Here is a 13,074-nt window from a genome sequence, read left to right on the forward strand (position 1 = left end):
ATCCTGCTCATGAGCCAAGCCCCCCTCGTCCTGGTGGACGGTTCTTCTTACCTGTACCGCGCCTTTCATGCACTGCCACCGCTGACCACCTCCAAAGGCCTGCCGACCGGCGCGGTCAAGGGTGTGTTGAACATGCTCAAGAGTCTGCGCAAGCAGTACCCGGACAGCCCGTTCGCCGTGGTGTTCGACGCCAAGGGTGGGACGTTTCGCGATGACATGTACGCCGAATACAAGGCCAACCGTCCGAGCATGCCCGACGACATGCGCGTGCAGATCGAACCGCTGCACCAAAGCGTGATCGCCCTGGGCTTCCCGTTGCTGTGCGTCGAAGGCGTCGAGGCCGATGACGTGATCGGCACCCTGGCCCGCAGCAGCGCGGCCGCCGACCGCCCGGTGGTGATCTCCACCGGCGACAAAGACATGGCGCAACTGGTCGACGGGCACATTACCTTGGTCAATACCATGACCGGTAGCAGCATGGACGTGGAGGGCGTGAAGGAGAAATTCGGCGTCGCTCCCGAGCAGATCATCGATTATCTGGCGCTGATGGGCGATTCGTCCGACAACATTCCGGGCGTTCCGGGCATTGGCCCAAAGACCGCCTCCGGCCTGCTGGTGGGCGTGAACGGCGGCCTGACCGAGCTCTATGCGCAGCTCGACATTGTCCCGACCCTGCCGATTCGCGGCGCCAAGACCCTGCCGGCCAAGCTGGAAGAGCACAAGGAGATGGCGTTCCTGTCCTATAAGCTGGCGACCATCAAGATCGACGTGCCGCTGGATATCGGCCTCGACGACCTGCAAATGGGCCAACCGGATCACGACAAACTTGCCGAGCTCTACACCCTGCTCGAGTTCAGGAGCTGGTTCGACGATAACCAGCGCGACGCCAAGCGTTCCGGCCAGGCAGTTGTCGCGCCGGTGGCTGAAGAAGCCGCCGTCGAAGCCGAACTCAACTACACGACGATCCTCACTCAGGCAGATTTCGATCTCTGGCTGAAGAAGTTGAACGACGCCAAATTGATGGCCTTCGACACCGAAACCACCGGCGTCGATGCGCAGCAGGCGCAACTGGTGGGCCTGTCGTTTGCGGTACAAGCCAACGAAGCCGCCTACATCCCGTTGACTCACTCCTACATGGGCGTGCCGGAGCAACTGGATCGCGACACCGTGCTTCGGGCACTGAAACCGATCCTCGAAGATCCGAGCAAGCTCAAGGTCGGCCAGCACGCCAAGTTCGACATGAACATCCTGGCCAACTGTGCCATCGGTGGCGACCAGAGTTGCGGCATCACCGTGCAAGGCATCGCCTTCGACACCATGCTCGAATCCTACGTGCTGGACTCCACCGCGACCCGCCACGACATGGACAGCCTGGCGCTCAAGTACCTGAATCACACGACCACCAGCTTTACCGACATTGCCGGCAAAGGTGCCAAGCAGCTGACGTTTGACCAGATTGCCCTGGAACTGGCCGGACCGTACGCCGCTGAAGACGCTGATGTGACCCTGCGCCTGCATCAAACCTTGCAGGCCAAGCTCAATGCGATCCCAAGCCTGAGCAAGGTCTTGAGCGAAATCGAAATGCCGCTGGTACCGGTACTGGCGCGGATTGAGCGTCAGGGCGCGCTGGTCGATGCCGAACTGCTGGGTATTCAGAGCATTGAGCTGGGCAAGAAGATGGTCGAGCTGGAACGTGAGGCATTTGTCCTCGCCGGCGAAGAATTCAACCTGGGCTCGCCGAAGCAATTAGGCGCGATCCTGTACGAAAAGCTCGGCCTGCCGATCCTCAGCAAAACCGCCAAAGGCCAGGCGTCCACCGCCGAAGCAGTATTGGCGGAGCTGGCCGATCAGGATTTCCAACTGCCCAAGGTGCTGATGCAGTACCGCTCGATGAGCAAGCTGAAAAGCACCTACACCGACCGCTTGCCGGAGCAGATCAACCCACGCACCGGACGGATTCATACGTCTTATCATCAAGCCGTCGCCGCGACCGGGCGTTTGTCCTCCAGTGACCCGAACCTGCAGAACATTCCGATCCGTACCGCCGAAGGTCGGCGGATTCGTCAGGCGTTTATCGCGCCAAAAGGCTACAAACTGCTGGCGGCGGACTACTCGCAGATCGAACTGCGGATCATGGCTCACCTGGCCAAGGACGAAGGCTTGCTGCACGCCTTTCGCAACGACCTGGACGTGCACAAGGCCACTGCCGCCGAAGTCTTCGGGGTCGAACTGATGGCCGTCACCACCGATCAGCGGCGCAGCGCCAAGGCGATCAACTTCGGACTGATCTACGGCATGAGCGCTTTTGGCCTGGCCAAGCAGATCGGTGTTGATCGCAAACAGTCCCAGGCGTACATCGATCGCTATTTCGCCCGCTATCCTGGCGTTCTCGAGTACATGGAACGCACCCGCACCCAGGCTGCCGAGCAGGGTTTCGTCGAAACCATTTTCGGCCGTCGCCTGTACCTGCCGGATATCAACGCAAAAAACCCGGCCCTGCGCAAAGGCGCCGAACGCACGGCGATCAACGCCCCGATGCAAGGCACCGCGGCAGACATCATCAAGAAAGCCATGGTGGCGGTGGATAACTGGCTGACGTCGTCAGGCCTGGACGCCAAAGTCATCCTGCAGGTACACGATGAATTGGTGCTTGAAGTGCGTGAGGATCTGGTTGATCAGGTACGTGAAGAAATTCGCGCCCACATGAGTAACGCCGTGAAGCTGGATGTTCCGCTTCTGGTAGAGGTTGGCGTAGGCAATAACTGGGATGAGGCTCACTGAGCCGCCTGAAAAGGGGCGTTTCTGCTGCGGCATGGTGCCGCGGCAGAATCTGGCGAAGGGCTATTAGTTCGGAAAATGCTTCGGGTTATTCCAAAGGCATTTTAAAATTTTCTGAACTAATTCCGCGATCCGCAACTCAGAGTAACTGAATGGCTGGTGAAGCCCTTCGATGCTCCTATGTTGTGTTAAGTGTTGGCAGATATCTGGACCCCGCCCTAGCGGTCCGGAACTTGAACCCCGGAACTTCCCCCTCCCCATACGAAGTCCGGGGTTTTTTTTGCCTGCAAGAAAGCCTTACTCGGCAATCTCGGCGCCTTTGTCTGCCAATTCCATCCAGCCTGCCAATACAGTGTAGGCGTCTTCCAGGCCCAAGCGTTTTGGTGCCGAAAACAGCTGGATGGTAATCGTATCGCCCCAACCCTTACGGATATCGGCCTGCACTTTGAGCAGCACGTTTTTCGCCGCGCCGTAGGTCAGCTTGTCGGCCTTGGTCAGCAAAATGTGCATCGGCATGCCGCTGGCGACTGCCCAGTCGAGCATCAACAAATCGAAGTCGGTCATTGGATGACGGATGTCCATCATCAGGATCAGACCTTTCAAACTCTCGCGACCGCCCAGGTAAGCTTCCAGGTGACGCTGCCAATGCAGCTTCAGCGGGATCGGTACTTTTGCATAACCGTAGCCTGGAAGGTCGACCAGACGACGATCATCGTCTAGCTTGAAGAAGTTCAACAACTGCGTGCGACCCGGAGTTTTCGAGGTCCGCGCCAGGCTGGCATGAGTCAGGGTGTTCAGCGCGCTGGATTTACCAGCGTTGGAACGCCCGGCAAAGGCTACTTCAAAGCCTTCGTCGTCCGGACATTGGTCGACTTTGGCAGCGCTGAGCATGAAGGTGGACTGTTGGCACAGGCCGAGGATGGGGTTCTTGAGTTGCATGGGATTTCCGATGTGGGCGGCGCCGGGAATGGACGCGGCAAGCGGTGTCGTTTCCGTTTCAGTGACGCCAGTATATAATGCCGCAGATTTTGTGTGCGCTTTGTCCCAGCGTAGGATGAAGTTCACGAGAGCGATAGACCTTGATTGCGCACTAGAACGCAGAACGCTCTCAACCCTGAAAAGGTCGTTTTATGACGAAATGGCTGCTAGCTGCCGGGGTCTTGATGCCGCTTTACAGCGCGCAGGCTACACAGGATCCGGAAGCTGTGTACAACCGTGTTTGTGGTGCCTGTCATTCCGGCCAACTACCCATGGCGCCTCAAAAGGGCGATCAGGATGCTTGGACGCCGAGGTTGGCGAAAGGTATGGAGACGCTGGTGCAACACGTGACCCAGGGTTTCAAGGCGATGCCGCCGCGTGGTTTGTGCATGGACTGCAGTGCCGAGGATTACCAAGCCATCATCCACTGGATGAGCGAGTAAGCCCGGCCCATAACTCTTTAACCCTTAGCCGTAGTTGGATTAGCTGATGAACAAATTGATCGTGAGTCTGCTGTTGACCGTGGGGATCTCCGGCATTGCCCATGCTGCAGGTGATGCAACTGCTGGTCAGGCGAAAGCCGCAGTATGTGGCGCCTGTCATGGCCCGGATGGCAACAGCATGGCGCCTAACTTTCCGAAACTGGCAGGTCAGGGCGAGCGTTATCTGAACAAGCAGTTGCACGACATCAAGTCCGGCAAACGTACGGTACTGGAAATGACCGGCCTGCTGACCAACCTGAGCGATCAGGACCTGGCCGATATCGCCGCTTACTTCTCCAGCCAGAAAGGCAGCGTTGGCGCCGCCGACCCTAAAGTCGTGGCTCGCGGTGAAGCGCTGTTCCGTGGTGGCGACCTGACCAAGAACATGCCGGCCTGCACCGGTTGCCACTCGCCGAATGGCGCAGGCAACGCCGCCGCCGGCTTCCCGCACCTGGGTGGCCAGCATGCTCAATACGTCGCCAAGCAACTGACCGACTTCCGAAAAGAAGAAGGCGGCCGGACCAACGATGGCGATACCAAAATCATGCAAACCATCGCCAAGAAAATGAGCGACGAAGAAATTGCAGCGGTGTCCAGCTACATTCAAGGCCTGCACTAAGGCCTGCGGATCGAGCGTTGCGGGCGATGGACATCTCCTGCAACGTTAACGCTCGATTAATCCGTCGATGCAAGCATAAAAAGGGTGGCTTTGGCCGCCCTTTTTTGTGGCCGCTGCCGTTACACTACAGAACTCAAGCCCGCCATGACCTGTCTGAAAACAGGCCGCGCGAGGCGACCCAATTTGTCCAGGAGTAAAGCATGCGTAATCTGATCATCAGCGCCGCACTCGTCGCTGCCAGCCTGTTCGGCATGACCGCACAAGCCGCTGAAGCACCCGCCGCACCTTATGTTGAACTGACCAATCCTGTCCCGGTGGCTGTCCCTGGCAAAATCGAAGTGGTGGAGCTGTTCTGGTATGGCTGCCCGCATTGCTATGCATTCGAGCCAGTGATCAATCCCTGGGTCGCGAAACTGCCTTCCGACGTGAACTTCGTACGTATTCCAGCCATGTTCGGCGGCCCTTGGGATGCTCACGGTCAAATGTTCCTGACCCTGGAAGCCATGGGCGTTGAGAGCAAGGTTCACTCCGCCGTGTTCGAAGCGATCCAGAAAGAACACAAGCGCCTGACCACGCCAGAAGAAATGGCAGAGTTCCTGGCCACTCAGGGCGTCGACAAGGACAAGTTCCTGGCCACCTTCAACTCCTTCGCCATCAAAGGCAAAGTCGTCCAGGCCAAAGAACTGGCGAAGAAGTATGAGATCTCCGGCGTTCCAACCATGATCGTCAACGGCAAGTATCGCTTTGACGTGGGCTCCGCCGGCGGCGCCGAGCAAGCCCTGCAATTGGCCGACAAACTGGTCGCCCAAGAGCGAGCGGCTAACAAGGCTGCTGCCAACTAAGCGCGGCCCCTGCCATGCGCCGCTGGGGTACTGAACGCGTGGTTGGCCTGCATGAACCGCAGATCAACACGCATCACCTGGAATCGACGGGCCTGCCCGCAGACAGTCGTCTGCGCTTGCTCAGCTTCAATATCCAGGTAGGCATCAGTACCGAGCGCTATCGGCACTATCTGACCCGTGGCTGGCAACACCTGTTGCCGCACACCGGGCGTGCCGACAACCTGCAAAAATCGGCAATCTGCTCGGCGACTTCGATCTGGTCGCCTTGCAGGAAGCCGATGGCGGCAGCCTGCGATCAGGCTACGTCAATCAGGTCGAACACCTGGCCCAGCTCGGCGCCTTCCCTTACTGGTATCAACAACTCAATCGCAACCTCGGTCGCCTCGGCCAGCACAGCAATGGCGTGCTCAGCCGCCTGCGCCCATGGGCGATTGAAGACCATCCGCTACCGGGCCCGAAGGGTCGCGGGGCGATCCTGGTGCGTTTCGGCGAAGGTCCCGAGGCGTTGGTTGTCGTGATGATGCACCTGGCACTCGGCGCCCGCGTACGCAGCCTGCAACTGGCCTACATCCGCGAGTTGATCGGCGGCTACAAACACCAGGTGCTGATGGGCGACATGAACACCCACGCCAGTGATTTGCTGCAAAACTCTGCGCTGCGCGACCTCGGCCTGCTGGCGCCGCAACTGGAAGCGACGTTCCCCAGCTGGCGCCCGCAACGCTGCCTGGACCATATTCTGCTTAGCCCGACCTTGACCCTTGAAAGGGTCGAAGTGCTGGCACAACCGATTTCCGATCACCTGCCGGTCGCGGTAGAGATTCGTCTGCCGGGTTCGCTCACGGCCGATGCATTGCCCGCGTTGAGTCCTGCCCCTCGCGGATCCCATGAATGAGCGACGAAGCACAACGCTGGAAAGAGAAGTACCTCAAGAGCATCGAACAACAGGAAAAGCTCGAACGTCGTTGGGACGCCCGGCTCGACTTGCTGCGGCGCGGGCTGGTACGCAGCACCCTGGCGGCTGAGGGTACCGACCGCGCGGTTGACCTGTGCATGAAGGAAATGCGCGAAGTCGTGCGCAGCGATGACATGGATGCCGGCCTGGCGGCGTTGCTGCCACGCCTGGAAAAAGCCGTGCTCGACTCCGAGCAGCGCCGCGAAACCCGGGCGGATCAGGTCAGCGCTGCACTGAACGCGCTGGTCGCGCAGCTCCAGGCATTGCCATTGCCTCGGGAAGTCAGCCGCCCCCTCAAGACCTTTGCCAAACAACTGGACGGGCGCGTCGGCCAGGCCCGAGAGATTCCTTTGTTGCTCAGCGAACTGAGCGGCTTGCAAGGCAAAGCCCTGAACCAGTTGGAGAACCCGGCCGAACATGGTCGTCCAGGTTTACTGCAACGGTTGTTCGGCAATCGGGAAGCGCAAGAGTCAGCGCCACCGGTCGCTGCCCCCATCCCCCCACGCAGGCTCAGGCGCCGACCCAACAATCTGCTGAGCCGCCGTCTCCTGCTCCGGCCGAGGCACCGCAGCCAAAGGCTGAGCCCGCGCCAACCGTCCATGTGCCGCAAGAGATGCCGCCGACAGCCCAAGCAGCGCCGATCGCCGCCGCAATGCCAGAGCCACCGGAGCCGCTGCAATCACCGCCACCGATACCCGATGTCGTAACATTCGTCCCTCCGGTTCTGGAGCCGCAGATAGAGCGCGCGCCAACCCAAATCCCGGCTTCGCTGCCTGCCGCTGAACAGCCCCACGAAGCGATGCCATCGATCATCGCGCCTGCGGCGCCCGCGCAACCGGCCATTAACCCTGATGAACTGACTCCAGCGGCTGTTTCTGACACACCGGTATTCCTCGACAGCCTGCCCTTACCTTCAGCCATGGCGCAGGCACTGGCCGCGATTGATCCGGAACACCCCGAACAAGACATCCTCTACGCCCTGCCCGACTCACCGGAGCCGTCCTATAGCTCCGTCGCCGCGCACATTGAAGAAACACTGCTGGGCCTGCTCGACGACTTGACGCTGCCGGAACGCCATCGCCCACAAGCCGAGGCAATGCGCAGTCGCCTGCAAAATGGGCTGAATTGGTACGAACTGCTACCGATCCTCGACGATCTCGCGACCTTGATGCTGGCGATCACCGACAGCGGCCAGCACGAGTTCGAAGCCTATTTGCAGCAACTCAACGAGCGCCTCGAGTCCTTCCAGAGCAACCTGCAAGCCGCCAGCGCCGGTCATGCCGATAACCGCTCCGCTGCACGGGAGATGGACACGCAGATCCGCGAACAAGTCGACGGCTTGCAAACGAGCATGCAGGACGCGGCCGACCTGGAAGACCTCAAGCACGTACTGGAAAACCATCTCGAAGGTCTGCTGGGCACCATGGACCAGCATCAGAAGCAGCGAGACGAGCGTGAGCAAGAAGTCGCGGCCCGCCTGCAAGGCCTGGCCGAACGGGTCGCGCACATGGAGCAGGAAGCCATGGGTTACCGCGAGCACCTTGAGGAACAGCGTCAGAAAGCCCTGATCGATCCGCTGACCGGCCTGCCCAACCGCGCCGCCTGGAGCGAACGACTGGAACACGAAATAGGCGAGTGGCAGCAGCATGGCAATACGTTAATGCTGGCCATGCTCGACCTTGACCATTTCAAACGCATCAACGATAACTACGGGCACCTGGCGGGCGACAAAGTGCTGAAAATCATCGCAAGCGTGCTGCACAAACGCCTGCGCGGGTCAGACTTCATTGCCCGCTTTGGTGGTGAAGAGTTCGTCTTGATGATGCCCGCCACAGTACCGGCTGTCGGGGCAAAATTGCTGGAAACCCTGCGCGCGTCGATTGAAGCTTGCCCTTTTCACTTCAAGGGTGAGCGAGTGACCGTCACTATTTCGATGGGACTCACAGCATTCAAGCCCGGCGAGCATAGCGACATGGTGCTTAAAAGAGCCGATCAGGCGCTATACCGAGCCAAGAACGCCGGGCGTAATCGTGTGGAGCTGGGCTAAAGCCCAGTTGTCTCATTTTGTGTAAAGCAGCCCTTTTGCCGTCGACAAGCAAAGCATTACGTTACACTGTTGCATTATCGTCTTGCGCGTACTGCCTTCCGCCATGAAATATCTTGCTCTCGTTGTGTCGCTTCTACTGCTGGCCGGTTGTGCCAGCGGTCCTCGTTTCGACACCAGCCACCCTTCCGCCAATCACGACAGCCGCGTGCAGTTTGTGGTGGTGCACTACACCTCCGCGTCGCTGGAGCGTTCGCTACAATTGTTGACCCATGGCGAAGTCAGCAGCCACTACTTGATCGGTGACGACAAGGGCGCGACCGTCTACAAACTGGTCGATGAAAACCTGCGCGCCTGGCACGCCGGAGAAAGTGAATGGCAAGGCCGGACATGGTTGAACTCCAGTTCCATCGGCATCGAGATCGTCAATCCGGGTTTCCGCGACACGCCGACCGGTCGCCTCTGGTATCCGTACAGCGAAGCTCAGGTCCAGGCCTTGATCGTTCTGCTCAAGGACATCAGCAAACGTAATGGCATCAGCCCCCGCCACATCATCGGCCATAGCGATATCGCCCCACTGCGCAAACTTGATCCGGGGCCGCTGTTCCCCTGGAAGCGCCTGGCCGCTGAAGGCCTGGGCATCTGGCCAAACGAGCAAGCCGTCGCCAGCCGCCAAGCACAATTCGTGGCACAGTTGCCGAGCATCGGCTGGTTCCAGGAAGAGCTCGCGCGCCTGGGCTACGCGACGCCGCAGACCGGCGAACTGGATGTGGCTACCCGGCATGTGCTGGCAGCCTTCCAAATGCATTTCCGCCCTTCGCGTTTCGACGGCACCCCGGACGCGCAAACCGCGGCCATGCTTTTGGTGCTTAATCAGACAAAATAATGACGCCCGCCCGACGGTCAGCCCTAAACCCAAATCAGCAGCTATAACTCATTGGTAATACTTCGGATATTCCATGATGCCTGCAGCGCGCGAGAGGTTGCGTAGTTGGTTCTATCGCCCCTGGTTTTTGGCGATGATGGCTGCTGTCTTGAGCGCAACACTGCTGATGGCCGGCAGTCTGTTTATGGCAATGCATCAAGTCGAGCAAGACGAAAGCCAGGAAATGAACGCCCAGGGCGAGCGCTTCCTCGCTCGTCTGGAACAGCTGTTCGGGCAACTGCGCGAAAGCCTCGATGATCTGCAAGCCCAGCCGTTGCGAACCTGCGACGACGAAATGATCGCCACCTTGCAGCAGATCAGTTTCAGCTACCGCTTCGTCTACGAAGCCGCTTATATGGACGCGGCGCTGATCTGCTCCAACCGCCCTCGCCAGGAAGGGCTGTCGGTAGTACGACCGCCGGACATCAAAGGCCCCACCTACAGTTATTGGCTCAATACCACCACCGAACCCGATGAAAACCGCGCGGCGCTGATGCTCGGTCGTGGCAATTTCAGGGTGGCGACCTCTCGCGGGCATTTGACCGACATGGTCGATCTCTCGCCCGGCAGCAGTCTGCTGGTAGTGCTCGATCATGGGACCCGGGCGATTCCGGTGCTGGGCGTCGAGCAGGCCTGGCCACCGACGGAACCCTGGCCACCGATGAGCGGCGACGCGCTGCAAGTGACGCATAGCCGTTTGATTTACCGCATGCCCACCCACAATCCCGAGTACCAGTTGGTGTTGATCTCTCCACGCTCCGGCATGCATGTGCCTGCGGTCTGGTGGTGGCTATTGCCGGCGAGTCTGGCGCTCGGTGCTTTCGTCGGTTTCCTGGTATTCCTGCTGGTGCGCCAGCGTCAATCGCTGGATGCCGAACTGCATGGCGCGATACGCCGTGGCGAGTTGCAGGTGTTGTATCAACCGATCTTCGATCTCGACAGCCGCCACTGCGTCGGCGCTGAAGCCTTGCTGCGCTGGCGACGACCGGACGGCACGCTGACCAGCCCCGATCTGTTTATCCCCATGGCGGAAAACACCGGGCAGATCCGCCAGATGACCGACTTCGTCTTGCAGCGCTTGCTTGAACAGTTGGGGCAACTGCTCCGGGCCAATCCGCAGCTCTATATCTCGGTCAATCTCGCAGCTTGCGATGTCATGGTGCCGCGCATCGGCCAGGTGATGGCGCGCCTGCTGACCTTGCATAGGGTCGCAGCCAAGCAGATTGCCTTCGAAGTGACTGAGCGCGGGTTGATTGATGTGGTGGTGGCCGGGAAAACCTGCAAGCCTTGCGCGATGTCGGGCATCAGGTGTTGATCGACGACTTCGGCACCGGCTATTGCAGCCTGGCCTACCTGCAAACCTTGCCGGTGGATTGCCTGAAAATCGACAAGGCTTTCATCGATGCCCTGGGCCATGACGCCGCCAGCAGCGGTGTAGCGCCGCACATCATTCACATGGCCCAGGCCCTGCAGCTCAAGGTGATCGCCGAAGGCATCGAGCATGAAGCCCAAGCGGCGTTCCTGAGCAGCGAAGGCGTGAAGTTCGGTCAGGGTTGGCTGTTCGCCCATGCGCTGAGTGCCGTGCAGTTCATCGAACTGATTACCCGTGGCCGGCGCCTGACCAACCGACGGTTGGATGACGAAGCGTAAAAGCGGCTTTCATACCGCTAAAGCCATATAGAACTGCGTACCCTGCCCCGGCCGCGAATAAACCCCCATCCGCCCGCCATGCAATTGCACGATTTCCTTGCACAACGCCAGGCCCAGCCCGGCACCGCCCTTTTTGCGGCCGACCTGAACGAACGGCTCGAAGATCCGCCCTTGCTGGCCGTAGGCAATGCCTTCGCCATTATCCTCGACGCTGATTATCACCCGCTCGCCGTGGCGCCGGGCCTGCAAGCGGATCTGCCCGTCCTCTGCGGTATGGCGCAAGGCATTGTCGATCAGGTTATCGAGCACTCGATCCAACTGCGCCTGGTCCGCCTGCAATCGCGGCAAGGGCCCCTGCACTTCCACCAGCAAGTCGATGCCCCTCTCAGCGGCGGCCCCCGCAAAACGGTCCTGCGCCTGCTCCAGCAAGTCTTCGATGGAGCACGGCCCCAGCGTGAGCTTCTGCAAACCGTTCTGGTAACGGGAGAAGTTCAGCAGGTCGTTGATCAACTGCATCAAGCGCTGCATTTCTTCGTTCACGGTGTCGAGCAAGTCCGCTTCGCGTGAGTCCTGCGGAAATTTCGCTCGCTCACGAAACAGGCCGAACGCCATGTGCATGCCGGTGACCGGCGTGCGCAACTCGTGGGAGGCACGCAATACGAACTCACTGCGCACCCGTTCGAACGCCCGCTGCTCGGTGACGTCATGCAACACCATCACCGCGCCAAGGATATGCCCCTGGGTATGACTGACCGGGGTCAGGCTGTAGGTCAACAGCCGCGACTCGCCATCGACTTCAACACTCAGGTCTTCCGGCGCCCGCTCCAGCGTACCGCCACGCAGCACCATTTGCAGTTGCTCGTCCAGCTCAGGACGGTCAAGCGCCGCGCCCAACCCCTGGCCGAGACGCTCGGTATCCCAACCCAATTGCCGCTGTGCCACCGGGTTAAGGTGCTCCAGATGACCTTCTCGGTCGATCATCAGCAAACCGTCATCGATACTGTCGAGTACCGCCTGCAAACGTTGCTGGCCGGCCAGCAACTCGTCGACATTGGTCGCTTGGTGCTCGCGCAAGGCCTCGGCCATGATCCCGAAGCGTCGAGTCAACTGATTCATTTCCGCCGCCGAGGATAGCGGTAGCGTCACTTCGAAATTGCCCTGGCCAATGTTGTCCGCGGCCTTGGCCAAGGCTTCAATTGGCGCGCCAAAACGTCGGGCGATCGCGTGAGCCGTGATGAAACCAATGATTAATACCGCCAGCCCGACCAAACCGAGCAGGCCGGCAATCAGCAGCGCTCGATCACGGGCCTTTTGCTGGGTGTCATTGATATTGTCCAGTGCGCGCTTGTGTTCGGAGATCAAGCCATTGCGCAACGCGTTGAATTTTTCCGTGAGCGCTTCATTGCCACTCAACACATGTGTCGGGTCGCGGGACTCGCTGTATGCCTGGAGAAAACTCAGGTAATCCGTCTTGGCTTGACTGAAACCGTACTGGACACCATCGCCGGATTGCTCATGGGCGATGCCTTCATCGAGCAATTGAAAGTAATGCTGCTTGGAGGCCTCGAATACCGCGGGATCAGCTTTCTCGCCAAGCATGATGATCAGTTGGTCGCCCAGCGTCTGGCGCAACTTAAGACCCAAATCGAGGGTGACAAAGTTATTGCGGACCAGCGCTTCTTGAGTTCCGGCCATCTGCATCACGCTGACCAGCCCTAGCAGCAACCCGAGCAACGCCACGGTGATCAGTGCCGAGATACTCAGAAACAACCGGGTCCGCAACTTCATCGCGAGTTTCATCGAA

The 13,074-nt window shown here is 59.7% G+C and carries 7 protein-coding genes and 3 pseudogenes; 8 read left to right on the top strand and 2 right to left on the bottom strand.

The window, feature by feature from the left end; translation table 11 throughout:
• The first annotated feature begins 9 nt into the window (after nt 1-9).
• The gene (gene polA / locus JFV26_RS24225; RefSeq protein ID WP_201195977.1) at nt 10-2,781 is read left to right on the top strand and encodes a DNA polymerase I; all 2,772 of its coding nucleotides are present in this window, start codon (nt 10-12) and stop codon (nt 2,779-2,781) included.
• A 294-nt stretch (nt 2,782-3,075) separates the two neighbouring features.
• Here the strand turns inward: polA and yihA are convergent, their stop codons facing one another.
• Nucleotides 3,076-3,717, bottom strand: a complete 642-nt coding sequence (yihA, locus tag JFV26_RS24230) for a ribosome biogenesis GTP-binding protein YihA/YsxC (RefSeq protein WP_092275538.1) — start codon at nt 3,715-3,717, stop codon at nt 3,076-3,078.
• Between the two features lie 191 nt (nt 3,718-3,908).
• Here yihA and JFV26_RS24235 point away from each other — a divergent pair, with 191 nt between their 5' ends.
• The 7 genes and pseudogenes from JFV26_RS24235 (at nt 3,909) to JFV26_RS24265 (ending at nt 11,270) form a co-directional block, all read left to right on the top strand.
• Nucleotides 3,909-4,199 (top strand): c-type cytochrome, encoded by a 291-nt coding sequence (locus JFV26_RS24235; protein WP_201195978.1) that lies wholly within the window; start codon nt 3,909-3,911, stop codon nt 4,197-4,199.
• Between the two features lie 46 nt (nt 4,200-4,245).
• Entirely contained in the window at nt 4,246-4,857 is a 612-nt protein-coding gene (locus tag JFV26_RS24240; RefSeq protein WP_201195980.1) for a c-type cytochrome, read from the top strand.
• Nucleotides 4,858-5,057: 200 nt separating this feature from the next.
• On the top strand, nt 5,058-5,699 hold the full coding sequence (locus JFV26_RS24245) for a thiol:disulfide interchange protein DsbA/DsbL (RefSeq protein WP_201195982.1): 642 nt from the start codon (nt 5,058-5,060) through the stop codon (nt 5,697-5,699).
• Nucleotides 5,700-5,713: 14 nt separating this feature from the next.
• Nucleotides 5,714-6,591, top strand: a pseudogene (locus JFV26_RS24250) (endonuclease/exonuclease/phosphatase family protein).
• Nucleotides 6,588-8,698, top strand: a pseudogene (locus JFV26_RS24255) (GGDEF domain-containing protein). The pseudogenes JFV26_RS24250 and JFV26_RS24255 overlap by 4 nt, the downstream one beginning before the upstream one ends.
• A gap of 103 nt (nt 8,699-8,801) precedes the next feature.
• On the top strand, nt 8,802-9,581 hold the full coding sequence (locus JFV26_RS24260) for an N-acetylmuramoyl-L-alanine amidase (RefSeq protein ID WP_201195984.1): 780 nt from the start codon (nt 8,802-8,804) through the stop codon (nt 9,579-9,581).
• A gap of 73 nt (nt 9,582-9,654) precedes the next feature.
• Nucleotides 9,655-11,270: pseudogene (locus tag JFV26_RS24265) on the top strand (EAL domain-containing protein).
• A 9-nt stretch (nt 11,271-11,279) separates the two neighbouring features.
• Here JFV26_RS24265 and JFV26_RS24270 read toward each other — a convergent pair.
• Nucleotides 11,280-13,070, bottom strand: a complete 1,791-nt coding sequence (locus JFV26_RS24270) for a KinB sensor domain-containing domain (protein ID WP_201195986.1) — start codon at nt 13,068-13,070, stop codon at nt 11,280-11,282.
• Between the last annotated feature and the right edge of the window lie 4 nt (nt 13,071-13,074).

Origin of the sequence: Pseudomonas sp. TH31 (genome assembly GCF_016650815.1) — a bacterium.
GTDB lineage: Bacteria > Pseudomonadota > Gammaproteobacteria > Pseudomonadales > Pseudomonadaceae > Aquipseudomonas.

Excerpts from the sequence above, each read along its gene's own strand:
- polA (WP_201195977.1), top strand. The coding sequence starts at position 10 with ATGAGCCAAGCCCCCCTCGTCCTGGTGGACGGTTCTTCTTACCTGTAC.
- JFV26_RS24235 (WP_201195978.1), top strand. The coding sequence starts at position 3,909 with ATGACGAAATGGCTGCTAGCTGCCGGGGTCTTGATGCCGCTTTACAGC.
- JFV26_RS24245 (WP_201195982.1), top strand. The coding sequence starts at position 5,058 with ATGCGTAATCTGATCATCAGCGCCGCACTCGTCGCTGCCAGCCTGTTC.
- JFV26_RS24260 (WP_201195984.1), top strand. The coding sequence starts at position 8,802 with ATGAAATATCTTGCTCTCGTTGTGTCGCTTCTACTGCTGGCCGGTTGT.
- JFV26_RS24270 (WP_201195986.1), bottom strand. The coding sequence starts at position 13,070 with ATGAAACTCGCGATGAAGTTGCGGACCCGGTTGTTTCTGAGTATCTCG.
- JFV26_RS24240 (WP_201195980.1), top strand. The coding sequence starts at position 4,246 with ATGAACAAATTGATCGTGAGTCTGCTGTTGACCGTGGGGATCTCCGGC.
- yihA (WP_092275538.1), bottom strand. The coding sequence starts at position 3,717 with ATGCAACTCAAGAACCCCATCCTCGGCCTGTGCCAACAGTCCACCTTC.